The sequence below is a fragment of the Methylomonas sp. EFPC1 genome, assembly GCF_016925515.1.
Classification (GTDB): Bacteria; Pseudomonadota; Gammaproteobacteria; order Methylococcales; family Methylomonadaceae; genus Methylomonas; species Methylomonas defluvii.
The window spans coordinates 2403268-2427887 of record NZ_CP070494.1 but is presented as its reverse complement, the minus strand read 5'-3'; the positions used below and the strand labels follow the sequence as shown (position 1 = coordinate 2427887).

Genomic DNA, 24620 nt, shown 5'->3' with positions numbered 1-24620 from the left:
TATTTATTACCCGGCCCTCGAGAGTACTGGGCCTGTCGAATGATACACAAGCCTCGGCTTCGACGCGCCCAGCCCGAAAGGAATACCCGCGACAGATAACTGCAGGTTAATAGTCCGGCATCGCAGCTTGATCTGCGATGCCGTCAATACCAAATTTTACCGCTGCGTCTGCAAACACCCTATTTTGGTGAAGATGATGCCGAAATGTGCTTGAGTCGCTGAAAAAATCGTCTCCATTATTACTTCAAGCCGTACACCTTCAACTGACTGCAAACCGGTAATTGATTGTCCGGCACGGTGCAGTCTGAGGTACCGACCCGGTAAATCATCACATACACCCGGCCATTGGCAACCACTGGCGGAATCATCCGCGACATCTTGCCTAAGCCGCCGCTATTGTCGTCACCCGTGCGAAATAGGCGTTTCAACTTATTACCGGGCTCTATCGTGGTCGCGTCGTACGCAATCAGCTGACCTTCGGCGAATTCCTTGTTGGCGTCGCCGAATTTGGAAAATACCGCCCAGACGATAGCCGAATCGAAATCGATGGCGTGCGCAAAATTATTAGTTGTGGACGGTTTGCCGGATACCATCAACAAGCCGCCGGGCATACCGCCAGGCGATTCAACGCCCACCGATGCCATCTCCTCTGCTTCCGCGCGGAAGCTTGGCAAATTGCCATCTACAGTGGAAAAATTGTAGGACTTCAAGCGGGAGTTTTCACCCCAGACATAGACGATGCCGCCGCTCTGATCGCGTTGCGCCAAGGCCAGCGAATGGATATGGTGCATTTTGTTGTTTTCCGGGTCGCCGCATGGCACGAACCAGCCGTGATCGCTATGCCCGGATGCCGGGCACGGTAGGCTACGATTCAGATGCTGGGCCCGATCCCAGTTTTCCTGAACGCCGCCCGCAAAGTAGGTTGCTACTAATGGTGGTTTGGACATTAATTGATTGAAGCGGTCGTTCCGGCCCAAATTCAGTTTATCCAAGGAATAAATGATGCCGTCTTTGGTGCCTTGCAACAGCAGCCTTGAGCCAGGCACCAGCATCGGCCCGGCCGCACCGAAATCCCAGTCTGCGCCGGCGGCATGCGCTTGCGCCCTGCCGCAGGACACTTCGGAGTTATTGTCGCCCCAGAGACACTTATCAGCGGGAACGCGCTCATCCAAAAACGCTTTGTAAAAATCCACCTTTTCCAGTTCGGGCCGCGCACCACCGACGCTGGGTTTGAAGCGGAGTTTGATCATGCTTTCAGCCAGATCGACTTCGCCGTTATTTGAAGTGCCGTTGGAGGTGGCGACATAAATCATGTCGTCTTCGGTGACCGGCGCACCGCCGGCATGCCAAATGCCTGCGCCCCAAGAATTGAATGACGTGGCGCAAAATATCGCTGCTTGTTTGGAAAATCCGGCTTGGCCGAGCAAGGCCCTGGTGTCGTAAGCCACCACGAAACCATGTGGATTTTTCCGCCCGCCCATCAGCGATTCGCCGTTGGCGGCGAATGCCATGACCAAGCCGTTGTTCTCTGTCAACGCCAGTCCGGCCCGTAGTTTGGGATAGACATATTGCTTGGTTTGATTATTTTGCTTATATGTCGCGCCGGCATCGTTAAACCAGCAGCCGTTGCCTTCCTGCGACTTACCGAAGATACGTACCGGTTTACTTTTTTGGCTGCCGTTTAGCGGATTTAAGGCATACACCCAGTAATCACGGAACCGGTTGTCGTTGTTCTTTTTTTGCCAGGAGGCTACAAACAATGTGTTGGTGGCAGGGTCGATTACCGGCGTGGCGGAAATACCCCAAGTGGGCGTGTGTTTCCACATATCCATGTCTTGCGAGCTGATTTCCGGGCCTAGTTTAACGTTATAAACGGTTTCGTTGGTGCGGGCGTTAATGCCGATGACGTCATTCTTCATCGTGGTGATGATCACTAAATCGTCGGTGCCGGCACCCTTTTCGATCAGCAAGGGCTGGGTTTCGACTTTGGCGTTGAAATCGTAAGTACGCAGCAGCCCGAATTGCTCGGAATTCACGTTAGTTTTATTGAGCGTGAATTCTTGATTGTTGGCCGCGGTACGAAAATGATTGCCGGCGCGTTGCGTCACGCTAACCGCCAGCGCGGCATTAACCCAAAAAACCGTACAGATAAAACCCAATTGCAGCGTTTTCATGGCTCACTCCCCCAGTTGAATGTCAACTGAGCCTAGAGTGAGCGCAAGTGGCTTGTCAAGCTCTTTAAAAATAAACGCATTTACAGGCTTTGTCCTAACACATGGCTTATTTCCTGATACGCCCATGTTTACGTGAACAGTGGCATCAGGCTTTTATGGGCGAATGCCGAAAAAGTTTGCCAAAATGCTTACCACAGCGAATCGTAAGGGTGAGTTTTTTATAGTACTCTAGCCAAACTGCGAACATTGCAGCGGAAAATGCGTAAATCCCGGTTGCGGCGAGGTGAGGATGTCATGGATATAAAGCTGCCTTTAGATGCGAAACTTGTGATGGCTTTGAACAAGTCGAGCGCGCCGCTTGCCGAGCTTAAATTGAATCAAGTGTTAGACGCCAAAATCATTACCAATCAAGTCATGCTGAACACACTGACTGTCAGCGTTGCCGATAAAACCATGACTTTGCAGAGCCAACAAGCATTGGCTTTGCCACCCGGCCAGACCCTGCAGTTGCAAGTGGTGAAACTTTTGCCGACCCCGGAGCTAAAAATTATCGCTCCGCCACTATCGCAAGCGCCGAATACGTCAAGCTTAGCGGCGCCCGAAGCGCAAATACTTAAATTATTACCCTCCCCAACCGCGACTGTTACCGCACCTGCCCTCAGCAATCCGCTGGCGACATTAAACACGGGTGAACAGATACCAGCACAGATTTTGAATATCGGCAAACATACCTTGACGGTGCAATTGACGCCGACACAGAGCGAGACCCAGCAAACCCAAAGCACAGCGCTGCCTGGCGGCGATAACCGAGTCGTGCTGGATAGTAAGCAACTGCAATGGAGAGATCCGGCGGCTAAGTCCACGCTAACCGTCGGCAGCCGCATTGATTTACAAATTCTGAAGAGTGGCGAGACCCCAGTGCTTAGCGCTTCTTTACCTAAGCCTTCTATTGACGAACACATCGCGACGGTGTTCAAGCAGTTATTGCCCGTTCAATTGCCGCCGCAACAATTTCTGGCGCAACTGGCGCCTCTGATAAAGCCTGCCGAAAGCGATAAAGCCGTAGGCCAATTACTCAAGCAACTGGCCCGCGAAATATTGCAGCAGATTCCTGACAAAACCAAGTTGTTCGAACCAGCCACGCTCAAGCAAGCCATCGCACAATCCGGCTTGTTTATGGAACGCAATTTGGTCGAGGCAGAGGCAAAACCCGCGTCGTTTGTGTTACCAGACGATTTTAAATTAAAACTGAGCAAGCTGATTGCACAGCTAGGCTTGGAACTGGCTGTGCCTAAGGACGAAAGTTCGGCTCAACAGACTGCAAGCGAATTACTGAAAGAAACCTTGCAAAAAGCCCAGGGCAATCTGGCCAAATTGACATTGGATCAACTCAATTCGCTGCCCAGGGATGATTCGCCAAAACAGGTTTGGATGCTGGAATTACCGTTCTTCAACAAAGCCGAGCCGGAAACATTGCAGTTGATAGTGGAACAAGACAAACAAGCCAACAGTGAGAACGGCCAAAAGAACTGGGTAGTGAGCATTACCATTACCCCTCCCGAACTTGCTACAATACACTGCAAGGTCTCCTGTTACGACGGCAGTATTAACACCCGTTTCTGGAGCGAGTCCACCAGCACCGTGGACAAAATCAATGCGCGTCTGGACTATTTAAGACAACAGTTCGAACAAAAAGGATTAAAACCCGGATTTATGGATGTTCAACAAGGGAAACCCTCGCAAGCCCATCCGCAAACGCTCCCACCGCAAAGTCTGTTGAGCGAAAAAGTCTGATACCGGGACCGGAATACAGCAATTGGATAAACAAATCTGCCGCGAACCGGCAAACAATTTGACCCCAACAATTTACTCGCCAAGCCAGGCACTAGACTGCCGTGGCTGCCGAAACAACTTCTTACTTTAGCCAACGCTATGGAGAACTAACGCATGTCCCACCAAGTTACCCTAACCCAGTTCATCATCGAGCAGCAGCGCGGGTTACCGGACGCTTCCGGTACGTTCACACTGCTGCTGAATAACATCGTAACTGCGTGCAAACAGATCTCCCACCGGGTCAATTGCGGCGCTTTAATTGGCGTATTGGGCAGTGCGGAATCCGAAAACGTGCAGGGTGAAGTGCAAAAAAAGCTGGATATTATTACCAACGACATCATGGTCAAAGCTTTGGACTGGAGCGGTTCACTGGGCGGCATGGCATCCGAGGAAATCAACGATCCGATCAAAATCCCCAAACAGTATCCGAAGGGCAAATACCTGGTGTTGTTCGATCCCTTGGACGGTTCGTCGAATATCGATATTAACCTGACTGTGGGCACCATTTTTTCGATTCTGCGCTGCCGCGAAGGCGTTGAGCCGGAAACCGAGGATTTTTTACGCAAAGGCACCGAACAAGTGTGCGCCGGTTTCGTACTTTACGGTCCCTCCACCATGTTGGTACTAACCACCGGCAATGGGGTGAACGCTTTTACGCTGGATCAGGATATCGGCGAGTTCATTCTCACCCATTGCAATATGAAAATTCCCGAGGACAGCAGCGAGTTTGCCATCAACATGTCCAACCAACGTTTCTGGGAGCCGCCGGTGAAGCGTTATATTGACGAATGTGTCGCCGGCGTCGACGGGCCGCGCGGCAAGGATTTCAATATGCGTTGGGTCGCTTCGCTGGTCGCTGAAGTCTATCGTATCCTCACGCGCGGCGGCGTATTCCTGTATCCGCACGATCTTCGCGATCCGTCCAAGCCCGGCAAACTGCGCCTGATGTACGAGGCTAACCCGATGGCATTTATCATCGAACAAGCCGGCGGGCTGTGTTCCACCGGTCGCGAACGAATTTTAGATCTCAAACCCAGCAGTATTCACCAACGAGTGCCGTTGATTTTAGGTTCTAAATCCGAAGTAGAACGGATAGTTGCCTATCACCAACAAGATTAACTGGTTATCCGTTGCTATGTCGCCGCTTCCTTGAGAAGCGGCAAATTATCAAACCCAACACTATGCTTTCATTGAAAACTCAAGCCCCTGAGCCGCTTAAAAATCAAGTCAGTTGCGTTAATTGCAGTCTGGATAATATTTGTTTACCGCGCGGCTTGTCGCAAGCCGAAATTAATAACATCAGCCAAGTCGTCAAGGCCCGCAAGACCTTGCAGCGCGGTGACTTTATCTACCGCGAAGGCGACAATTTCCGCGGTATTCTGGCGATAAAGTCCGGCAGCGCCAAGCTGGTGGCCAACGATAGCCATGGCAACGAGCACATCTTAAATATCCTGCTGCCCGGCGAATTACTGGGCTTCGACGGTCTATCCGCCGAAAAGCACGGCTGCGCGGCGATTGCCTTGGAAACTATGAGTTTTTGCATCCTGCCGGCCGACAATATGGAAGATTTGTTCAAGAACATGCCCAGCTTGACGCGCGAATTGTTTCGGCATACCGGCGAGAAAATGCTGGAGGACAAAAACCAGCTGGTATTGAGCAAACGACCGGCGGAAGAGCGTTTGGCTTATTTTCTGATCAGCTTATCTGAAAGGTTGAAACGGCGCGGATTTTCATCATCTGAATTTAAATTGTCACTCACCCGCCAAGAAATCGGCAATCACTTAGGCTTAGCTTTGGAAACGGTGAGCCGCCTGCTGAAAAAATTTCAGGATGATAATTTGATTGTGGTGCAGAACCGCTTTATCGCGATCAAAGATCTTACCGCTTTGCGCAATATGTTAGTGCCGCTGGAGTAAGGCATTAATTTTTAATACCGATACCTTTGTACAACAGCAGCAAGCTCAGGGCGGTTAAAAACACGATAAAGCCACCCGTCATCGCAAAAGCCAGTTCGATCTCGACATCACTGACCCCGATCATGCCGTAACGAAAGGCGTTGATCATGTATAAAATCGGATTGGCTTGCGCGATTTTTTGCCAAATTCCCGGCAACATCGCTACCGAATAAAATACACCGCCCAGATAGCTCAACGGCGTCAATACAAAGTTCGGAATAATGGAAATATCATCAAAGCTATCGGCAAACACCGCGTTGATGAAACCGGCCAGCGCGAACAAGGTTGCCGTCAGCACAAACACCGCAGCCGCGATGTCCCAATGCAGAATGGTGGTGTGGGTAAACATCATCGAAATACCTGCCACCACTACGCCAACCAATACCCCGCGCGCGATGCCGCCGCAGACGTAACCGGCCAAAATCACATAATTCGGCACCGGCGCCACCAAGAGTTCTTCGATATGCCGCTGGAATTTAGTGGAATAAAACGAAGACACCACATTGGAGTACGAATGGCTGATCACCGACATCAGAATAATGCCGGGCACGATGTAGTCCATGTAGCTGACGCCATGCACCAGGCCTATGCGGTCGCCAATCAATTTGCCGAAGATGAGGAAATACAGTGCTGTGGTAATGGCCGGCGGCAATAGGGTTTGCGGCCAAATCCGAGTGAAACGACGGATTTCTTTGATTAAAATTGTCGAAAAAGCGACTGAGTAGTTCATTGCACCAGATCCAAAAATAATTGTTCCAGTCGATTGGACTTGTTGCGCAGGCTGAGGACTTCGATATGTTGCTCAGATAGCGCCTGGAATAAACGGTTTAGACCATGGCTTTTCGGCACAGCGACGTCTAACACAGTATCGGCACTCAGCACAATTTCACAGCCATCGATTGTCGGTGCTTGAGTTAATGGGCGAGATATATCCAATACAAAATGATCGGTGTGCAAGCGGCTCAACAAACTGCTCATCGCCGATTTCTCGATGATTTGTCCGTTATTGATGATGGCGATATTCCGGCACAGGCTTTCGGCTTCTTCCAGATAATGGGTAGTTAAAATGATGGTGGTGCCCTGTTTGTTGACGTCCTTCATCATCTCCCACATCGAGCGGCGGATTTCGATGTCTACGCCGGCGGTGGGTTCGTCCAATATTAACAAGCGCGGCGAATGCACCATTGCTCTGGCTATCATCAAGCGCCGCTTCATGCCGCCGGACAAGCGTCGAGAAACCACATCGCGCTTATCCCATAGCTCCATTTGCCGCAAGCATTGTTCGGTGCGCTGCAAGGCTTGCTTGCGCGGAATGCCGTAATAGCCGGCCTGGTTCATCACCACGCTCATGCTGGTTTCGAATTGGTTGAAGTTCACTTCCTGCGGTACCACGCCAATGCAGGTTTTGGCGGCGACATTGTCTTTATCCAAGTCGTGACCAAAGATGCTGACCGATCCGCTGGATTTGTTGACCAGCGAACTGATGATGCCGATCAAGGTCGATTTGCCGGCGCCATTGGGACCCAACAACGCGAAAAAGTCGCCGCGCTGGACATCGAGATCCACGCCTTTCAAGGCTACAAAGCCATTGTTGTAGGTCTTTTTTAGGTTTTGGATGGATAAAGCCGTCATGCTCTAATGTTATAATCTCGGGCAAAGGAATTGACGCGATCTTTAAAAATGCGTCAATAAAGCTTTCCGATTCTATCAGAATTCGCCAACCCTCAGCAGCCTGAACAGGAATAGACTCTTGCCACATCAAATACCGACCAGTGTTGCTGCCGTCGATCTGGGTTCCAACAGTTTTCACATGATCATATGCAGCTTGCATAACGGCAAATTGCAAACCATCGACCGCTTGAAAGAAATGGTGCGTCTGGCTGCGGGACTGGACCAACATAAGAATCTCGACCAACTCACGCAAGAGCGCGCCCTAGCCTGCCTGGAGCGCTTCGGTCAGCGCATCCGGGATTTCGCACCCAACAGCGTCGCGATAGTCGGCACCAATACCCTGCGCATCGCCAGAAACTCGCAACAATTCATCAACAAGGCCGAAAAAGCCCTGGGGCATCCGATTCATATCATTTCGGGTATCGAAGAAGCGCGGTTAATCTACCAAGGCGTAGCCCACAGTCTGGGCAGCAATGCCAACAACCGTTTTGTGATGGACATCGGCGGCAGTAGCACAGAGTATATTATTGGCCGTGATGATATTGCCCACACCAAAGAAAGCCTGAACATGGGCTGCGTCACCGTCAGCCAGAATTTTTTCAAAAACGGCGAACTGACCAAAAAGGCCTTTCGCAAGGCGATGCTGTTTGCCGAGCAACATCTCGAACCCTTTCAAAACGCGTTCAATTCCCAAAACTGGGAGGAAGCCATTGGCGCTTCCGGCAGCCTGAAGGCGGTCAGCAATGTGTTACAAACCATGGGCTGGAGCAATAACGACATCACCAATGAAGGCTTGGAACAGTTGGTCGCCCACCTCTTAAAACTGAATCGGATCGACGAAATCAGCTTTCCAGCCTTGAGTATCGAGCGGCGGCCGGTGTTTATCGGCGCGGTCGCTATTGTTTATGCCACGTTCAAGACCTTGAATATTCAGCAAATGACGGTTTCGGATGGCGCATTGCGCGAAGGTCTGGTGCAGGATTTACTCGGTAGAATTTACAACGATGACGTTCGTTCGCAGACTAGCCAGACCATTGCCGCACGTTACCACACCGACACATCACACAGCCAACAGCTCAAAGAAACCTTACGTTACATCGCTCAGCAATTAGACGACCACCCTTGCTTTAACGACAATCCTGCCAGTTTACAGTTTTTGGAATGGGCGGCGGAACTCCATGAAATCGGCTTTGAGATTGCCCATAGCCAGTATCACAAGCACAGCGCCTATATTATCGAAAATGGCGATTTGGCGGGGTTTTCCAAACAAGATCAACTGTTGCTGTCTAAGTTGGTGCGCAGCCACCGCAAGAAGCTTAATTTAAGCCGTTTTGAGGATTTGCCGTTTCCTTGGCGCCAACATGCGCCGATCATGGCAGTAGTATTTCGGCTGGCCGCTTTGCTGCACCGCAATCGTAATAGTAAACGCCCGGACTTTAGCATCACGATTAATCGCCACGATATAAAAATCGATTTTCCGGAAAATTGGCTGGAACAAGCGCCCCTGACGCATGCTGATCTCAAACAAGAAATGTATTACCTCAAGGAGGCTCGTTTTAATTTGATCTTCGATCAATGCTGAAATTTCTACTTTACATCCTCCTTTCGCTGGCAATATTGTTCGTAGGCTTACTGTTTTTCGCAATCGACGATACGCCGTTGCTAAAAATCCATCAGGGTTTGAACCGCGAAGACATACAGCGCGCGAAGCAGTTATTGCATGTGGCACCGGAGGAAAGAGGCCAAATTAAAACCGTTAGTTTGGACCAGAAGGACTTGAATATTGCGGTGAGTTATCTATTAAACCATTTTGCGGAAAATACGACGCAAATTCAGATTGTAGATGACAGATTGATGATTCAGATAGCGATATTTGTGCCTAAAAGCCCCTGGGGCAGATATTTGGACTTTAGTTTTAATCTACGACAGGTAGATGACGCCATTTTTATCAAGTCTTTGAAAATTGGTGAAATTTCCATTCCCGATCCCGCCGCAAATCTCCTGATTCCCGCTATCGTGCATAACACGCCGCTAGAGCAGCATTGGCAATTGTTGAGCCTATACGTCAAGAAAGTCCGCATTAGCCCGCAAGCTTTGGAAATCAGTTATCTAGGATCCATCGTCGACGCGGCAAAGCAATTGGCTATCCAAAAGCATCGGGATTACCCAAACCTGCATCGTTATCAACAGCAAATCAACGAAATCGTCAGCCAACATGATCCTAGCTGGCGCTTATCTATTACTGATTTGTTGCAACCTTTATTTTTGACGGCGTATCAACAAACACCGACGGAGGACGCCGTTCAGGAAAATCGCGCGATCATCATTGCTGTCGGCAGCTATATCTATAAACAGGACTTACGCCGCTATCTGCCGCTTGGCTTGGTTTACAGCAAGGAATATCCTGTATTTGCTTATAAGCGAGTGGATATACCGCAGCATTTTATTGCTTCGGCATTATTGGCAATTCTTGATTCCTCATTACTCGGCGAGCAAATAGGCATAGATAAAGAACTGGGAGATGCGCAAAAAGGTAGCGGCTTCAGTTTCATTGATTTGACAGCTGATCGAGCCGGGACTCGATTTGGTCAAATAGCAGTAGCATCAACCGAGAAAGCGAGGGAATTACAAAGAATAATGTCTAGCACTAAAGATTATTCGTCTATTATCCCGGAATTACAGGATTTACCGGAACATATGGACGAAGCGACATTTGTTAGCAAGTTTCATTCGGTAGGAAGTTCTGCATACAACGAACTGATCCAACTAATCGACGACAGGATTAACGGCTTGCCGGTGTATCGATTATAAGTACCTACAGAAGGCACCCAAACCAGATCTGACAAAGTCGCACTACTCTGGTTTGCCGCCCTGTTAGAGGGTGTAAGAATTTTTGTGTAAACGGCCATTAGCAGGCTGGTGAAAAACCCGCCGATATTTCCCCTAACCCACGATGTAAGTGATTTTTTCGAGTTGAAATCGGTCATGACATCGAGTTTCAAGCGTTTTGCCCCGGTTTCAAGGGCTTTTTATTCGCCTGAAGCCGTCTGTGGACGGTTTTCAGGCGAACTTCACCCTAGGCGGGTGCACTCCACGCCGGTTTCGGCGTGAACACCAATAGGTTGAGCATGCGCGTCAGGTTGTAGGCGGCAAAGCAAAACAAGGCCTGACCCGCGACTTTGGCTAAGCCGATGTGACGGGTTTTGCGCAGGCCGCCGACCGTTTTGACCCAGCCAAAGGCTTCTTCGACGATTTTGCGGCGCTTGAGACTTTGGGCGTAACCTTTGCCGCGAGCGGTCCGGCCATCGACGACACTGCCGGTCTTTTTGCGGGCCACATGGGCTTTGATGTCACGGGACTCGAGTCCGTTGACGAACGCCGCTTGGTCGTAGCCTTTGTCGGCACCGACGCTGCCGCCTTGGGGCACGCGGCGTTTGATCATGTTTTGCGCGGCTTCGATTTCGGCGGTGCCGGTGGCTTGAGTGGTTTCGACATCGACAATCAGGCCGTTGCGATTCTCGGACAAGGCATGGGTGATGTAACGCAGTTTGGCCTCGGTGTATTCGCCTTTCTTGTAAAGCCGGGCTTCGGGATCGGTCGTACTGTGGTGGGTGGCGTTGCTGCGCTTTTCGCCGCTGAAGTCGACCTCGGGATTGCGGCCGGCGGGTTTGTCCGGGCCGCTGCCGTCTTTTTTAACGAAGCTTTTATGCGAGGCCCAGGCTTCAATGAGGCTACCGTCGACGCTGAAGTGTTCGTCGGACACCAGATTTTGCCATTCGGCTATGGCCAGTACCCGCTCAAAAAATTCGCGACTCAGGGCTTCGGACAGCAGGCGTTCGCGGTTGGCGCTGAACACGCTGCGCTCCCAGACAGCATCGTCGATACCCAAACCAACAAACCAGCGAAACAACAGGTTGTAGTCCAGTTGTTCCATCAACTGACGCTCGCTACGGACCGTATACAGGACTTGTAACAGCAAGGCGCGCAGCAGTTTTTCGGGGGCAATCGAGGGACGGCCAGTGTGCGAGTAACGCGCGGCAAAGACGGCATCCATCGAGGCCAGTACGCCATCGACCAACAGCCGTAAACGGCGCAACGGATGCTGCTTGGGAATGCGGTCTTCCAGGTTGATGTAGCTGAACCAGTTGTTTTGGATGGCATCGTGTCCGCGCATTGAAAGGCTCCAAATTTAGGTAGCCTATTTTAACAGTTGGCGGCTCATCTATGCCTTAGCTTACTTGGCTTTTCGAGTTTTTCACCAGCCTGTTAGGCAGGAAACTGCCGTTCCCTAGAGGAGAAAAAATGACCGTATCAAAATCCATCCCTACCGAGTTGCTCGATTCCTTGTTGTCGGGTTATCAGAAACCCGAAGACCTGATTGGCGAAAATGGCCTGCTGAAGCAATTGACCAAGGCTTTGGTTGAGCGTGCTTTAGAGGCAGAAATGACTGAACATCTGGGCCACGCCAAGCATGAAGCCGTCACTAATCCCAGCGGCAATGCACGTAATGGCAAGAGCCGAAAAAATCTCAAAGGTGACTTCGGCGAATTGCCGATTGAGATTCCGCGAGACCGGCACGGCAGTTTCGAGCCGCAAATCGTCGCTAAACATCAGACGCGCTGGACAGGTTTCGACGACAAGATCATTTCACTGTATGCCCGAGGTATGACGGTGCGGGAAATCCAGAGTCATCTGGAAGAGTTGTATGGCGCCGACGTGTCGCCTTCGTTGATTTCCTCGGTCACCGATGCGGTAGCCGATGAAGTCAAAGCCTGGCAATCACGTCCGCTGGAACCGATTTATCCGATTGTCTATCTCGACTGTATCCATGTCAAAGTCCGCGACACCGGCGCCGTGCGGGTCAAAGCCGTCTATCTGGCGATTGGTATTAATCTGAACGGCGAGAAGGAAGTCCTAGGGCTGTGGATCGCACAAACCGAAGGTGCCAAGTTCTGGTTACAGGTGGTCACGGAACTGAAAAATCGCGGCTTACAGGACATTTTCATCGCCTGTGTCGATGGTTTGAAAGGCTTTCCCGAAGCCATCGAAGCCGTTTATCCGCAAGCCGCCGTTCAGTTATGCATCGTCCACCTGGTGCGTAACAGTCTGAACTATGTCGGTTGGAAAATGCGCAAACGGATTGCTGATGACCTCAAGCGGATTTATCAATCGGCTACCGTAACAGAGGCCGAGCAGCAACTGGTTGAGTTCGAGGCACAATGGAACGGCGATTACCCTTCGATTGCCCAGATATGGCGGCGTAATTGGAGCCGCGTCATCCCGTTTTTGTCAAACGGCGTTGAAAAGTTTCCAGTAAAGAGCGTCCAATAGTTTCCAGTTAGGTCGTATGGTTATTGATTTTCCACCGCCTTTTTCCGTTGCTTAAATCGATAAGAATCGTTGCCGGTTTCTAAAATATCGCAGTGGTGAGTAATGCGATCCAGCAGCGCCGTAGTCATCTTGGCGTCGCCAAAAACCTGCACCCATTCTGCAAAGTTGAGGTTGGTGGTAATGATCAAGGACGTTTTCTCATACAGATGACTGATGAGGTGGAACAGCAAGGCACCGCCGGACGCTGGGAACGGTAAATACCCCAATTCGTCCAGGATGACGGCATCCATCAGCGTTAGCTGCTTGGCGAGGTTACCGGCTTTTCCTAGCTGTTTTTCCTTATCCAGTTGATTGACTAGATCGACCGCATTGTAAAAGCGAACCCGTTTGCCTTGATGGATGGCGGCTATGCCAATGGCAGTGGCCAAGTGGGTTTTCCCTGTGCCGGTGCCGCCCACCAGGATCAGGTTGTAGGCTTGCTCCATAAAGTTTCCGGTGGCCAGTTGTTCGAGACGAGCTTGCGGCAAGGGCGTTTCCGACCAGTCAATCTGTAGCAAGTCTCGATGAATCGGGAATCGAGCCGCCTTGAGCTGATAGTTCAGGCTGCGCGCTTGGCGGTCGGCCTGCTCGGCGCTGATCAACCGATCCAGCCAGGCTTCCGGCATCACGGGTTTTTGCTGGCTACTGTATTTGGCTTGCCACTTGTGCCCTGTGGGTATTCACTCCAGGCCGCCGCCATGCCGAACAGATGTAACGTTTTGAGCTGGAGCGCGCGATCAATGGACATGGCAAACGCTCCGTAAGCTATCATAGCGACTGCAATCGGCGACAGGCTCCAAGGTCAATGCCGGCGTCGATGCCGGGGTGTCGTCCAGTGCTTTGGGCTTGGCCGCTTCGGTTAACCGGCGCATTTCATTCAGGACGATGGCGGCGCTGATGACACCGGTCTGCAAGGTCAAATCACAAGCCACTTCCAAGGCATCCAATCCGTTATCGCCCAGACCTTTCGCCATCAGCAGTAGGTCGACAAAGGCGCGGTCACCCTGATCCTGCTTGAGAATACGATCCCGCACCACCTTGATCGCAACCGGCAAGTCCCAAGTCTGAAAGGGTGCGCCATGCCTCAGTGCGCCAGGCTTTTTCTCCAACACCGGCAGATAATGCCAAGGATCGCAGATCAAATGATCGCGTCCGAAGCGGCGGTGATGTTCGGCAATCATCGCGCCGTCGGCGACGATACGGACATGGTCGGCGGTTAAACGCACGGACACCACGCTATTGGCCCACTGCGCCGGCACGCTGTAGCGGTTGCGGTCTATGCGGATCAAACAAAGTGGCGAAACACGCTTCATTTCTTCCACGTAACCATCGAAGGCGGCCTTGACCGGCATTAACAAGGGCTGTTCTTCAGCGAAACATTCGGCGATGCTGCGTGAGGTCTGTTCAGGATGGGGGCGTCCCGCCAACTCGCAGCAGCGCTTCGCCAGCCAGACGTTAAGGGCGGCGAAATCCGTGAATTTCGCCATCGGCGTAAACAGCCACTCCCGAATGTTCCCGACCTGATTCTCTACCTGGCCTTTTTCCCAACCGGACTCCGGCGTGCAAGCCACAGGCTCAAACAGATAGTGGTTGGCCAGCGCCATGAAACGCCGATTAAAGCGCCGCTCCTTGCCAGCATAGATCGCATCGACCACCGTTTTCAGGTTGTCGTATACCATGCGCTTCGGCACCCCGCCAAAGTAAGCGAAGGCTTGACGGTGCGCATCCAGCACCATTTCCTGCGTTTCCCGTGGATAGGCCATCACGAACATCTGACGACTGTAGGTTAAGCGGAAGTGGGCGACCTTAATGGTCTGAACCACGCCGCCCAGTTCAACGGTTTCATGGCTCCAGTCGAACTGGCAGGTCTCGCCTGCTGGAAAGGCCAGGGGGACAAAAGCTTGCTTGATGGTGGGATGGGGAGATCGTTTCTTCTTCCAACCCTTAACGTAGCGCTGCACCGCCGTGTAACTGCCTTGGTAGCCCTCAACTTGCAGACATTCATACAGGCGTTGCGCGGTGCGTCGTTGTTTTCGCGGCAAATCCGCTTCTTGCTCCAGCCAGGCATGTAACTGCTGATGGAACGAACCCAGCATGGGGTGGGGTTGATGTTGGCGCTGATACGCCGGCGTTTCGACCGTCTTTAAATGTTTACGGATGGTGGGGCGGGATAGCTTAAAGGCGATAGCCAGTGAACTGATAGTCTCTTTCTCGACTAGATGACGCCGTCTGATTTCGGCAATAACGTCCATTTGTAACACTCCAGGATTCTCCGGCAAAAAACCGGACATTGAACAACCTGGGGTGGAAACTTTTCAACGCTCTTTTCCCCAGGACCCTGGAAAGTTTTGCACGCCGTTTAGCAAATAAAAGACGATCCAATCCATCTAAAATTACGGTCATTCGCGGACGCATAAGGCCGGTTACAAGCTCACGCCAAGGATTGTTTAAGCTGAGCTGGTCACGCAGCTCCGAAAAATCGTTGATTGCGAGTATTCGCGGATCGAGCCATAAAACAGGTTCACTTTGGGCACGATGTTCCGCCCAATGGCGAGCGGCCACTGATTTACCGCCACCTTGCTCTCCCAGCAGCACGACTACGTGGTGATTTGCAAATTCTGATTCGATTGTTTGTAAAAGATGGCTGCGGGGAAGTCGCGTTTTTCCTCCTATAACATCAATCACGGATTGCCAACGTTCTTTGGAATCAGTCCATAACCGATTCCAGTCGGCGGCATAATCGGGATGGTCTTTGAATGGAAAACGTTGTCGTAATGAACGAAGTACGACGGAAAGATCGATGTGACCTCTATCCACGCGGTGCCGGTCGACCAAGTAAACAAGAGCTTCCCAAAGCTTTGTTGCGGTTTGTAGGTCTCCGGTTTTCAGAATTTGTCGGCATAACCCTAAGGCGTGTGCTTTGTCGGTGGAATTTGGGTCTTCCAGATTTAGGGAGAGCACAGAAACGCAACGAAGTAACTCGGGGATCTTTTCTGTTCCGATCTGGTATTTTGCGGCTAAGTCGGTAGGACAGGCAAAGCTTTGGAACATCGCTCTGGCGTTGTCAGACAAGTCTTCATTAGCAAGCTGCTTCACCATCTCTACGGGTTTTCGAACGCAGGCGGCTTTAAGTACTGAAAAAAGACTGTCCCGCGTGGTAGAGGGCAATTCGGCAGTAATGTTTACAAACCGGTCAGTCTGTGGAGAAAACGGGTTATTTTTAGTTTCAAGAAACTGTGACCAGCAACGCTCTACGAAGTCTTCTGGTGCTTTTCTTGCCGTGAATTGGCGATTGCTTTTAATGGAAATAGCGCAACGATGACTGGTATCGCCCATTTGGAAAGTCAAAAGCAAATCATCGAGCCTCCAACCATCAGGTTCAGTTTGAAATGCCAGCTGCCTCAATGAGCCGAGATTCTCATCTAAAGGCGGAACACCTGCCAACATGTGAGTAAGAAACCATGCTCCAACTTGGTTTTCGAAGCTGAAACCTTTGCCGCCGGTCAGATTAGCTGATTGCGTAGCAGTTGCTTTTTTGATCCAAGTTTCTAAGGTTTTTTCGGATACATTAAATTGTCGAGCTGTCTCGGCTATGGAAATATTTTGCTCCAAGACCAATTTGACCGCGCTAGCTCGATCTTCCTTTTTAACCACTTGTCTCGGAGTCTTTGCCATTTTCACTTTAATTCTAAAGGGCAGTAGGATGCGGTAAATAACATGCACCGCATCGTTTCGCGATTGGTGCGGTTCGCAAGCTCACTGCAACCCTACGCCTGCTATTGACAGGCCAGAGCCATGGGCACTTTCGAATTTTGGCCGCTTTTGAACCTACCGCTACGACCCTATCCGCCCAAGCTCACACAGATTCCAACTCTATTTTTACCTTTTTACCGAGCGCGGCGGCGGCGCTCACTAAGGTGGTCAAGGTTAAACTGGTATCTTCTTCGTCCAGCAAGCGATTAAGCGAAGCCCTGCTGGTGTGCATTTTTTTGGCCATTGCCGTTTTACTGAGTTTAAGCGCCGACATGCCTTCCGATATTTGCCAAGCAATGACCCGCTTGGCCGCTATCGCTGTCACTTCGTCAAGAATGGCTTCCTCGCTTAGGAAGTCGTCGAAGCTGCTACCGATATGAGGGTTTTCTTCTTGGTTAGTGTTCATTGCTTACCTCGTAATGCTTTCAATCTTTGTTTTGCCAAATCGATTTCCGTTTTCAGTGTTTTCTGACTTTTCTTGATAAAACCATGCAGCAAAATCATCGTCTGTTTATCGATGACAAACAGAACGCGGGCTATTCGGTTGTCCAGCTTAATTCTGACTTCCTAAATATCGCCGTCAAGATGATCGACTAACGGCATACCGAGAGGTCAACCGAATTGCACCGTTTTAATATCTTCGCCTATCGTTTTTCTATCTTGAGCGGATAATCCTTTCAACCATTCTCTAACGGGCTGGCTGCCGGCATCCGTTGCAAAAAATCTAACAGAAAGGATTGAGTTCATGTCGGTAGCGTATCAAAATTGGTACTTAACAACAAGATTGACTCTCCGAAACATTCGATAGCCGTTATCGCGGTTGACCGTATGCCGGCGACTGTTCGGCATTTAAAACCTCTATGACGATAGGACTTTATCACCCTACCGATCCGCCGGATGATTGATACCGTCACCGGTTCGCACTTCGCCCAAGGCCGTAAGGCGCAATCGTAGGGCGTTAATAGGTGTAGCCGTATGCGCCGCATGTTGGTCATTAACGTTTCGGCGCACTACGCTAAAGCTAATCAGCCCTACGCGGCTGAGTTTTACCATGGATCAACTATTCGACCGCTTTCGTTTACACCAAAGGCAGATATACATCCGTAATCTGTTCGTGTTCGGGCGTTTCAGGCACCCGTTTGATGTAATGAAAAAACAGTGGGAATTCCCGCAATTCCTCTCCGCTTTCCGGCAGCCACTCCCGGTAAAGGTAATAAACACTGTCGCTAATCCGGTCGGTCGAACCGATATGGCGCACCACGGCGCAACGTCCTCCCGGAATCAATTTGTTAATCACCCCTTGCGAGTTTTCCGGCACGGGTTGCTTGACCTCGCCACATACATCGAATCGGAATGATTCAGCGGGCGTGACAGTCGGGTCGTCATAGGCGATACCAAACGTCCGACTGCTGGCGATCGGCGACAAGCCGCTCTGCTTGCGCCAGTCTATGAAGCCTCTGACCGACTCCATTACCAGGCTGGGCGGGCCACGGTGCTCCAAGACGGCTATTGTGGTTTCTGAAAATTCGACGATGTTGACGTTCATCTGCGGACTCCTGATTCGTTGGGGTAATAGCATGCGCTCATTCCAAGGCTGCCATGCTGGGTGCTTTCGAAATTGAGTAGGCGTTTGTCCGAAGCATTTTTTGAATGCGCGGGAAAACGATTCCGCATTTAAGAAACCGGCCTCCAAGCCAATATCGGTAATGCTGCGCTGCTCCTGAAACACCAGTTGGTAAGAAGCCTTACGCAAACGCAATAACTGGATGTAGCGCGTCGTGCTCAGCCCGGTGTAAGCGGAGAATTGCCGTTGAAAGTGAAATCGGGAAAAATTGGCCTGTTTGCTCAGTTCATTGACCGACAGCGGCTCGAACAGATGCTTGTCAATGTAATCGAAAATCCTATCGAAGCGCATGGCATAGGCCGCGCTGGCCGTTTTATCGTCCACTTTCATACCTCCTCAATCGAGCGCTACTGTAACAAGCGCCGAATCATCTCGCCTGACTCAACGTGCTCAATTGACCAGAGGCATATCTAAAACAAATTCGCGCACTGCGGCGACGAATGCATCGGCTTGATCCTGCATGATGAAATGGCCACTGTTGTTGACGATGATATGCCACGAATGGCTGGACAGACGGGCCAGATCATCCTGTTCGGCCTGTTGAATTTCGGCGAGCACCTTTTCGGTTTCAACATCTTTGCCCGCTCTCGCCGCTTCGCGCGCGACTATATCCGGGTCCACCAGATTGCCAGCGGTTAGCACCAATAACGGCAGATTGCCTAAACTGCCTGGCGGCGGTGTCGTTGGATCTAGTCCTTGGCGCATCACGGCAATTTCATTGACCACCGCATGAGCGGTATCGGTGCGGTTTTGTATCGCGGTTTTCGCGACCAGGATTTCAGCCGGTAACGGAGAAGGCCGACGGTCGGCATCGGCGATGCCCAGCATCCTGACGATACCAAGCCACGATAACGGCTCGGCAAATAGGATCTGCAGGGCTTGTTTCCGATAATCCCAAGCAGCGTAGGGATACTGGTGCATGGGGCTTTGCTCGTGCGTCGAATCGACTAGAACAATACCCTGTGTCTGTTCGGGAAACCGGTGATAGAAAGCACGCACGTAGATTCCGCCCCGCGAATGGCCAACCAGCACAAACGGCGGGGCAATGCCGGCGTTGTGCAATAAGGCCTGCAGGTTTTCAGCCACCGCTTCCGGCTGGATGGCGGCGGCTATGGGGTCGCTCCAGCCCAGGCCTGGGCGGTCGTAGGCGCAAACGCGCATGGTCTGGGCCAGCTTGGCGTGAACCGGATACCAGCTCAACACGTTTTCGCCTAGGCCCGCTTCGAGAACCAGCGTTGGCGAACCGGAGCCCAGGCAATAGAGATGGAGATTCACGCCTTTCGCTGAAATCATGCGTCCTGGCGGCGGGAATGCGGCCTGGTCGGCTGCGGTTCTTTTGGCTTGATAAACGGTGCCCGTGAGCGCGGCGAGACTGCCGATGGTCAAACTTAAGAGCAAGTAACGCATACGCCGCGATAAAACAAATGTCATGTCAGCCAACGAGATAATGGATTGCGAACAATGAAACTACCTACATAAAACAGATACGCTGTGCGAATGCATTCACACTCTCCCAAAGTAAAGCGCGTTTGAATTCCGGACAAAAAGCGTTTGAATTCCGGACGGGGAATAAACGCATATTTGGCTTGAATTCAGGACAGGCAATAAACACTCAATAATTCCTAATTATCAGCTCGCGAGCGGGCTTTCTCCGGCCGCCGCCACCGACGGTATAATCGATGTCGACAGACTCGATCATCAGCTCGCGAAACACCTCGCGCATTTCCGGAATATCATTGACCGAGACAATCATCTTGCCCTTGATAGACTTAGCCAGACCGGCCATCTTTTCATACTCATCAAACGCAAACCCAACACCATAACCCTCTGTCTCCCAATAGGGTGGATCAAGGTAAAAAAGGGTATGAGGCCGATCATAACGCCTAATGCAATCATCCCAGGTCACGTGCTCAATATAGGCCCGCGACAACCGCAAGTGCGCAGCCGACAACTCCTCTTCAATCCGCAGCAAATTCAACCGAGGAGCACTGGTAGTTGCGGTGCCAAAGGTTTGATTAGCCACCTTACCGCCAAAGGCTAGCTTTTGCAGATAGTAAAACCTCGCGGCACGCTGAATGTCTGTCAACGTTTCAGGCGGAGACTCACGCAACCAAGCATAAATCTGTCGACTAACCAAAGCCCATTTAAACTGCCTTACAAACTCCTCCAAATGATGTTTAACCACCCTGTAAAGGTTCACCAATTCGCCGTTGATGTCATTCAATACTTCGACATCGGACGGTTGTTTCATAAAAAACAAAGCCGCGCCGCCGGCAAACGGCTCGACGTAGCATTCGTGATCGGGAAACAAAGGCAGAATAGTCTTAGCCAGGCGGCGTTTTCCGCCCACCCATGGAATAATTGGTTTTGACATGAGGCACCTCTTTACATGGCGCTCGAGGCGCGCTAGTGAGAGGCTCGACGGCCTTCAAATCATTCAGCGTTCCGCACCGGGAACATTTAATAGCCAAGCGAATAAACTCTGCCTCAGCCAATTTTCTACCGCAACAACCGCAACGTACAATTTCCATAAAAAGCCACTTTGAACTAGGCTTGACACGCTGTGTACACGGCGCGGTGCCAAGGCCAGAAGCAGCTCGCTCTGCGGATGGTGGCCGGCGATGGTGTTAGCGCACCATCGCCGGTCGCACCGTTTAATCACTCACCGAACACAGCTGGCCAGTTGGACAATACGTCATAATTCGATAAATCGGCAGCCGTTTGGATAGCGGCCTTATGCGCCTGACTAGCTGCAAACACCATGGCCTGTTGCAGCCCCGCGCTACTCACCAAATCAAACGCCACTTGCACGGTAATCGTCACGGACGATCCATCCATGGTGGACCACTGCACTGGTTGTCCACCAATCGTGATGTCATCGTTCATAGTGCCGCCGGCCGACAACACATCACGCGCTTTGTCTTTCAGGCCTAAATGCTGAGTCAGACTAAATTCATCCGAATGAAACCACTTGGCAACACCGCCAATTTGCACCGGAAACCCGGACCGCCAAAGTCGTGCCCGTTCGATGTCTACAGACGCAAACAATTGATCTCGTATAATCGACATTGACAACGGCTGCGGCAAAAACAGCCCACCAACAAACTGATCGCCAATATTTGCCGTATTGGATTCCACAAATCCGCCAATAGCGGCCTCGGATTCCACGACGTTAACTACCACCCCATTATTAATTTCAGCCAGCCTCATTGCTACTCCACCCATTCCGCTATAAACAATCCCGCCGAACCATTGCCACCGCCGCTGCCTAGCCCTATGCCGGCACCGCCGCCAGCGCCAAACCCGCTTGCATCGCTGCCCACTCCGACGCCTGTTTGCCCGCCGATACCCGCAACACCAAATGGCGTTGAACCACCATTTGGACCCACACCAATTGACACCGATGACACCGCAAAACCAAGGGCAGGAGCAATCTGAAATATATTTTTATGAGGCAGCGCCAGCGCAGCTGCATTCGCCACGCCTTGGAGCTGCCCGCCGTTGATCACTGCTGTTGTCGTGCCTAGGCCGCCAATGCCACCGCCAGCTGAATAAACTACACCGTTTATTGTTATCGTGGTGGCAATACCGGTGCCACCATTGGCCCCAGGTCCGCCGCCTGCGCCAGCCGCACCAATCACCACCGCGTAATTGGTACTAGGCTGTAGGCCGGCGATTAGGAACTCGATAGCAGCACCCGCACCGCCGCCCTGAGCCAAGGTAAATGCGGCATCCGATCCGCCACCGCCACCGCCACCACCAACCAGAGTCAGTTTAAAAACCGTTGAGGGGGTAATGTTGGCTGACGTTAAAAAATTGCCGCTGCTAGTAATCTTAATCAGCTTTGGTTGCTTAAGTATTTTGATGGCTTGCCGCAATTGAGTATTGTCCACTTTAGACAATACCAAGCCGGCGGACAGCACCACCTCAACAATCTCCCCTTGCACCGCATTAAGCCAATCATCTGTCAATTCGGTCGGTGCGCGATTTATCAACGCATCTTCGGAAACAAACTGGTTGCCGATATGCCCCGCGCCGTCAATCTTATGCATAACTCACCTCTCCACCGCTGCCGGTGATGTCTTCAAACCATAAAAATACGTGCGCCTGCTTAAACTCGGCCAACGCATCCCACAATACTTTCGGATCGACCACCGACCGGTAGTAACGCACCCGCAAAATGTACCGCCCGCGATGGCTCCAGCATCCATCACCTACATGGCTACCCACGCGCAGCGGCCGGGTAACTAAATGATCTACCTGCACCAATTCCACATGGAACGTCGTAGCCGGGCCAGCTGCGCTCCAACAGCGGTCGCCAACGTGACTGCCAACCGCCAGCATTTTTCGCGGCATCGTCTCGCTCACGCCGGCAATGGCCTCATTCGCTACGCGTCGATATTCGCTGATATGCCAACTGCTGATCTTAGGCCGGTGGGTTTCGATGGCGTTGTCCAAAACCAACTGAGTCGCCGCTTCGACACGAGCCAACTCAGGGGCCATGCCAACCAACAGGTCATGGCCCAACCCACCCACCGGCCAGCGCCACGCCGCGCCAGGCGGCAATAGGCCCTGTTCCGCAGCGGCAAATTCGCTATCCGTATGCAGAGTAATTTGCATTACGCCCACACCACCGGTTGCAATACAAACACCTCACCGGCGCCGATGGCGATATCCGCGAGCGGTGCGATGCGGGTGTACTGGGTTGTCACAGTGGCAATAGCCGCATCGATCTCCGCCATCGCTAACAACGACGTCTCGCTAGACTCTGCCAGCACCAATGCCGACAGCGCCGCCGTGATGGCGTTACGGTTATCTACCGTGTCGTAGCCGGGCAACAAATCAATCGTAATAGTCACGGCACGCACCAATGGCGCAACCACAGACCAATCCGCCGTCGCCGGGGCAATGTCGGTTAAATACGCAGATACCGCAGCCAGCACAGCCGGAGACGGCAGACGATTTAATAAACCGTTACAAATCGGCCGCACAATCACCGTGCCCAGACCAAGCGCCTGTGGCTGAACCAATGCGGTCGTAATAGAAGGATGGGCTGACTTGGCCCAATAGCGATAATCATCCGGCTTGCCGGACCGCGCGCCGCGAGTCACCATCGTGCGCCATTCATCCGCGACCCGTGCCCGCCAACTCTCCAAGGTTTCTTGTTCAGCGCCGCCGGTTAAGCCACCAATAGCAACAGTCAATGTTCCGGATATGCCAGGAACCGGGTCGACCAAGGTTAAAGTCTGTGCGGCCAACATATTGCCGGCGCTGCCGGCCGTATTACAGCGCGCCGATACCGGCGTGGAGCCGGCGCCCAGCGTTACCGCAGCCAACACTGTGTAATCCAGGCCATTCTGGCCGCGCAGCACGGTCTCGGCCAGCAAACTGGTACCGACGGTACCGGTCGCTAACACATTACCGGTTGCCGCAGTGGCACCCAGGCGATCCACGCCGTATAGCGCAGCCCAATCGTATAAGCGCTCCAGCTCGCAGGTCAGCGGGCTGCACTGCTTATCGATCCACTCCAAATTGCCATGCTGAGCGTGACACGCCCGCGCCCACATCGCCGCCAACGGCCCACGCAGCACCGCCGGCACGGCTGCCAGATCGGTTTCGATGCGGGCTTTTAATTCGACATAGGACGGGCGGACGTAATCGGTCACAGGGGTACACTCATATTAAAAATGCGACCATTATGCAAACCGGTGATGATCATAAACACACTGGAAACGTTTCCAGCGCCGGCCTGTTCGCTTACAGATACTTCGGTCAGGCCATGATCGAGCAAGGCTTGTTCAACCATCGATAACGCCTCGCGCCTGGCCGCATCGCTTAGCCCTTGCCGACGCACATGCCAAATGCCGGTACCCGCTTCCGGATCGGCCCACCAGCCGCGCCGCTCATAACGATCCGGCACGCGGCTGGCGGGCGCTTCCGCGTCGGTAAACAACACGGCATACACCAGCGTTTCAATCGCCGCCTGCGTGTCGTTTAGCGCAGGATCATCGAATTGCAGGTCGAATACGCCGATGTCGATTTGGACTAGTTTCAACATTCATCAGCCTCGATTTTGTTTATCACCGCTTCAAGTTCCAATGCGGCGTTCGCATAACAATAGGCTATGCGCTCAAAGGCTAAGCGCTCTTCTTCATCCTCTTCTAACTTCGCACAATCCAATCGCTTCTTGGCACGCAACTTCCATTTATTCACTAATTGGTTCAGTTCTTCTTTCAACAT

General features: G+C 51.9%; 24 protein-coding genes and 2 pseudogenes. 6 read left to right on the top strand and 20 right to left on the bottom strand.

The features are described 5' to 3' along the window. Positions 1-239: 239 nt before the first annotated feature. Complete coding sequence (locus tag JWZ98_RS11425) at positions 240-2174, bottom strand: hypothetical protein (RefSeq protein ID WP_205454344.1); 1935 nt, start codon at positions 2172-2174, stop codon at positions 240-242. A gap of 294 nt (positions 2175-2468) precedes the next feature. Here JWZ98_RS11425 and JWZ98_RS11420 point away from each other — a divergent pair, with 294 nt between their 5' ends. The 3 genes from JWZ98_RS11420 (at position 2469) to JWZ98_RS11410 (ending at position 5923) form a co-directional block, all read left to right on the top strand. Further along, positions 2469-3968 (top strand): flagellar hook-length control protein FliK, encoded by a 1500-nt coding sequence (locus JWZ98_RS11420; RefSeq protein WP_205454343.1) that lies wholly within the window; start codon positions 2469-2471, stop codon positions 3966-3968. A gap of 153 nt (positions 3969-4121) precedes the next feature. Beyond that, positions 4122-5126, top strand: coding sequence for a class 1 fructose-bisphosphatase (locus tag JWZ98_RS11415; RefSeq protein WP_205454342.1), 1005 nt, complete (start codon positions 4122-4124; stop codon positions 5124-5126). 62 nt (positions 5127-5188) lie between these two features. Then, positions 5189-5923 (top strand): helix-turn-helix domain-containing protein, encoded by a 735-nt coding sequence (locus JWZ98_RS11410; protein WP_192395561.1) that lies wholly within the window; start codon positions 5189-5191, stop codon positions 5921-5923. A gap of 4 nt (positions 5924-5927) precedes the next feature. Here JWZ98_RS11410 and JWZ98_RS11405 read toward each other — a convergent pair whose 3' ends face one another. Both JWZ98_RS11405 and JWZ98_RS11400 read right to left on the bottom strand, forming a co-directional pair. Continuing rightward, positions 5928-6692: an ABC transporter permease gene (locus JWZ98_RS11405; RefSeq protein WP_205454341.1), complete on the bottom strand. Its 765-nt coding sequence runs from the start codon at positions 6690-6692 to the stop codon at positions 5928-5930. Continuing rightward, positions 6689-7594 carry an ABC transporter ATP-binding protein gene (locus tag JWZ98_RS11400; RefSeq protein WP_205454340.1) on the bottom strand — a complete coding sequence of 302 codons (906 nt, stop codon included), beginning with the start codon at positions 7592-7594 and terminating at the stop codon, positions 6689-6691. The genes JWZ98_RS11405 and JWZ98_RS11400 overlap by 4 nt, the downstream gene beginning before the upstream one ends. Before the next feature lie 118 nt (positions 7595-7712). On the opposite strand from JWZ98_RS11400, the gene ppx reads away from it, so the two are divergent. Then, positions 7713-9215, top strand: a complete 1503-nt coding sequence (gene ppx / locus JWZ98_RS11395) for an exopolyphosphatase (RefSeq protein WP_205454339.1) — start codon at positions 7713-7715, stop codon at positions 9213-9215. Continuing rightward, positions 9209-10444: a hypothetical protein gene (locus JWZ98_RS11390; protein ID WP_033156311.1), complete on the top strand. Its 1236-nt coding sequence runs from the start codon at positions 9209-9211 to the stop codon at positions 10442-10444. Before ppx ends, JWZ98_RS11390 begins: the two co-directional genes overlap by 7 nt. A 265-nt stretch (positions 10445-10709) precedes the next feature. Here JWZ98_RS11390 and JWZ98_RS11385 read toward each other — a convergent pair whose 3' ends face one another. Further along, positions 10710-11807 (bottom strand): IS5 family transposase, encoded by a 1098-nt coding sequence (locus JWZ98_RS11385; RefSeq protein ID WP_205451336.1) that lies wholly within the window; start codon positions 11805-11807, stop codon positions 10710-10712. A gap of 128 nt (positions 11808-11935) precedes the next feature. Here JWZ98_RS11385 and JWZ98_RS11380 point away from each other — a divergent pair. Next, positions 11936-12919: pseudogene (locus tag JWZ98_RS11380) on the top strand (IS256 family transposase); the annotation flags it as partial. Between the two features lie 65 nt (positions 12920-12984). On the opposite strand, the pseudogene istB reads toward JWZ98_RS11380, so the two are convergent. From istB to JWZ98_RS11305, 16 genes and pseudogenes are all read right to left on the bottom strand, one after another. Further along, a pseudogene (istB, locus tag JWZ98_RS11375) lies at positions 12985-13614 on the bottom strand (IS21-like element helper ATPase IstB); the annotation flags it as partial. A 14-nt stretch (positions 13615-13628) separates the two neighbouring features. Then, a complete protein-coding gene (locus JWZ98_RS23410) occupies positions 13629-13751 on the bottom strand; it encodes a hypothetical protein (protein WP_275899109.1) in 123 nt (40 codons plus the stop codon). Further along, entirely contained in the window at positions 13741-15294 is a 1554-nt protein-coding gene (gene istA, locus JWZ98_RS11370) for an IS21 family transposase (protein WP_240347962.1), read from the bottom strand. Before istA ends, JWZ98_RS23410 begins: the two co-directional genes overlap by 11 nt. Next, entirely contained in the window at positions 15179-16678 is a 1500-nt protein-coding gene (locus JWZ98_RS11365; protein ID WP_205454338.1) for a helix-turn-helix domain-containing protein, read from the bottom strand. The genes istA and JWZ98_RS11365 overlap by 116 nt, the downstream gene beginning before the upstream one ends. Positions 16679-16859: 181 nt before the next feature. Beyond that, positions 16860-17162 carry an XRE family transcriptional regulator gene (locus tag JWZ98_RS11360; protein ID WP_205454337.1) on the bottom strand — a complete coding sequence of 101 codons (303 nt, stop codon included), beginning with the start codon at positions 17160-17162 and terminating at the stop codon, positions 16860-16862. Next, positions 17159-17314 (bottom strand): type II toxin-antitoxin system RelE/ParE family toxin, encoded by a 156-nt coding sequence (locus JWZ98_RS23170; RefSeq protein WP_346015199.1) that lies wholly within the window; start codon positions 17312-17314, stop codon positions 17159-17161. Before JWZ98_RS23170 ends, JWZ98_RS11360 begins: the two co-directional genes overlap by 4 nt. 54 nt (positions 17315-17368) lie before the next feature. Next, on the bottom strand, positions 17369-17503 hold the full coding sequence (locus JWZ98_RS23405) for a hypothetical protein (RefSeq protein WP_275899211.1): 135 nt from the start codon (positions 17501-17503) through the stop codon (positions 17369-17371). 331 nt (positions 17504-17834) lie between these two features. Further along, entirely contained in the window at positions 17835-18704 is an 870-nt protein-coding gene (locus JWZ98_RS11350) for an AraC family transcriptional regulator (protein ID WP_240348324.1), read from the bottom strand. 66 nt (positions 18705-18770) lie between these two features. Then, entirely contained in the window at positions 18771-19811 is a 1041-nt protein-coding gene (locus JWZ98_RS11345) for an alpha/beta hydrolase (RefSeq protein ID WP_205454335.1), read from the bottom strand. 181 nt (positions 19812-19992) lie between these two features. Then, positions 19993-20754, bottom strand: coding sequence for a DNA adenine methylase (locus JWZ98_RS11340; RefSeq protein WP_205450311.1), 762 nt, complete (start codon positions 20752-20754; stop codon positions 19993-19995). Positions 20755-21038: 284 nt separating this feature from the next. Continuing rightward, positions 21039-21590 (bottom strand): hypothetical protein, encoded by a 552-nt coding sequence (locus tag JWZ98_RS11330; protein WP_026600485.1) that lies wholly within the window; start codon positions 21588-21590, stop codon positions 21039-21041. A 2-nt stretch (positions 21591-21592) separates the two neighbouring features. Further along, positions 21593-22432, bottom strand: coding sequence for a hypothetical protein (locus tag JWZ98_RS11325; protein ID WP_205454334.1), 840 nt, complete (start codon positions 22430-22432; stop codon positions 21593-21595). Continuing rightward, the gene (locus tag JWZ98_RS11320; RefSeq protein ID WP_205454333.1) at positions 22425-23000 is read right to left on the bottom strand and encodes a hypothetical protein; all 576 of its coding nucleotides are present in this window, start codon (positions 22998-23000) and stop codon (positions 22425-22427) included. Before JWZ98_RS11320 ends, JWZ98_RS11325 begins: the two co-directional genes overlap by 8 nt. After that, positions 23000-24046 (bottom strand): baseplate J/gp47 family protein, encoded by a 1047-nt coding sequence (locus tag JWZ98_RS11315; protein ID WP_205454332.1) that lies wholly within the window; start codon positions 24044-24046, stop codon positions 23000-23002. Before JWZ98_RS11315 ends, JWZ98_RS11320 begins: the two co-directional genes overlap by 1 nt. After that, positions 24043-24438, bottom strand: coding sequence for a phage GP46 family protein (locus JWZ98_RS11310; RefSeq protein ID WP_205454331.1), 396 nt, complete (start codon positions 24436-24438; stop codon positions 24043-24045). The genes JWZ98_RS11315 and JWZ98_RS11310 overlap by 4 nt, the downstream gene beginning before the upstream one ends. Then, positions 24432-24620 (bottom strand): hypothetical protein, encoded by a 189-nt coding sequence (locus JWZ98_RS11305; protein WP_205454330.1) that lies wholly within the window; start codon positions 24618-24620, stop codon positions 24432-24434. Before JWZ98_RS11305 ends, JWZ98_RS11310 begins: the two co-directional genes overlap by 7 nt.

Excerpts from the sequence above, each read along its gene's own strand:
- JWZ98_RS11425 (WP_205454344.1), bottom strand. The coding sequence starts at position 2,174 with ATGAAAACGCTGCAATTGGGTTTTATCTGTACGGTTTTTTGGGTTAAT.
- JWZ98_RS11420 (WP_205454343.1), top strand. The coding sequence starts at position 2,469 with ATGGATATAAAGCTGCCTTTAGATGCGAAACTTGTGATGGCTTTGAAC.
- JWZ98_RS11415 (WP_205454342.1), top strand. The coding sequence starts at position 4,122 with ATGTCCCACCAAGTTACCCTAACCCAGTTCATCATCGAGCAGCAGCGC.
- JWZ98_RS11410 (WP_192395561.1), top strand. The coding sequence starts at position 5,189 with ATGCTTTCATTGAAAACTCAAGCCCCTGAGCCGCTTAAAAATCAAGTC.
- JWZ98_RS11405 (WP_205454341.1), bottom strand. The coding sequence starts at position 6,692 with ATGAACTACTCAGTCGCTTTTTCGACAATTTTAATCAAAGAAATCCGT.
- JWZ98_RS11400 (WP_205454340.1), bottom strand. The coding sequence starts at position 7,594 with ATGACGGCTTTATCCATCCAAAACCTAAAAAAGACCTACAACAATGGC.
- JWZ98_RS11390 (WP_033156311.1), top strand. The coding sequence starts at position 9,209 with ATGCTGAAATTTCTACTTTACATCCTCCTTTCGCTGGCAATATTGTTC.
- JWZ98_RS11385 (WP_205451336.1), bottom strand. The coding sequence starts at position 11,807 with ATGCGCGGACACGATGCCATCCAAAACAACTGGTTCAGCTACATCAAC.
- JWZ98_RS23410 (WP_275899109.1), bottom strand. The coding sequence starts at position 13,751 with ATGTCCATTGATCGCGCGCTCCAGCTCAAAACGTTACATCTGTTCGGC.
- istA (WP_240347962.1), bottom strand. The coding sequence starts at position 15,294 with ATGTCCGGTTTTTTGCCGGAGAATCCTGGAGTGTTACAAATGGACGTT.
- JWZ98_RS11365 (WP_205454338.1), bottom strand. The coding sequence starts at position 16,678 with ATGGCAAAGACTCCGAGACAAGTGGTTAAAAAGGAAGATCGAGCTAGC.
- JWZ98_RS11360 (WP_205454337.1), bottom strand. The coding sequence starts at position 17,162 with ATGAACACTAACCAAGAAGAAAACCCTCATATCGGTAGCAGCTTCGAC.
- JWZ98_RS23405 (WP_275899211.1), bottom strand. The coding sequence starts at position 17,503 with ATGAACTCAATCCTTTCTGTTAGATTTTTTGCAACGGATGCCGGCAGC.
- JWZ98_RS11345 (WP_205454335.1), bottom strand. The coding sequence starts at position 19,811 with ATGACATTTGTTTTATCGCGGCGTATGCGTTACTTGCTCTTAAGTTTG.
- JWZ98_RS11340 (WP_205450311.1), bottom strand. The coding sequence starts at position 20,754 with ATGTCAAAACCAATTATTCCATGGGTGGGCGGAAAACGCCGCCTGGCT.
- JWZ98_RS11330 (WP_026600485.1), bottom strand. The coding sequence starts at position 21,590 with ATGAGGCTGGCTGAAATTAATAATGGGGTGGTAGTTAACGTCGTGGAA.
- JWZ98_RS11325 (WP_205454334.1), bottom strand. The coding sequence starts at position 22,432 with ATGCATAAGATTGACGGCGCGGGGCATATCGGCAACCAGTTTGTTTCC.
- JWZ98_RS11320 (WP_205454333.1), bottom strand. The coding sequence starts at position 23,000 with ATGCAAATTACTCTGCATACGGATAGCGAATTTGCCGCTGCGGAACAG.
- JWZ98_RS11310 (WP_205454331.1), bottom strand. The coding sequence starts at position 24,438 with ATGTTGAAACTAGTCCAAATCGACATCGGCGTATTCGACCTGCAATTC.
- JWZ98_RS11305 (WP_205454330.1), bottom strand. The coding sequence starts at position 24,620 with ATGTTGAAAGAAGAACTGAACCAATTAGTGAATAAATGGAAGTTGCGT.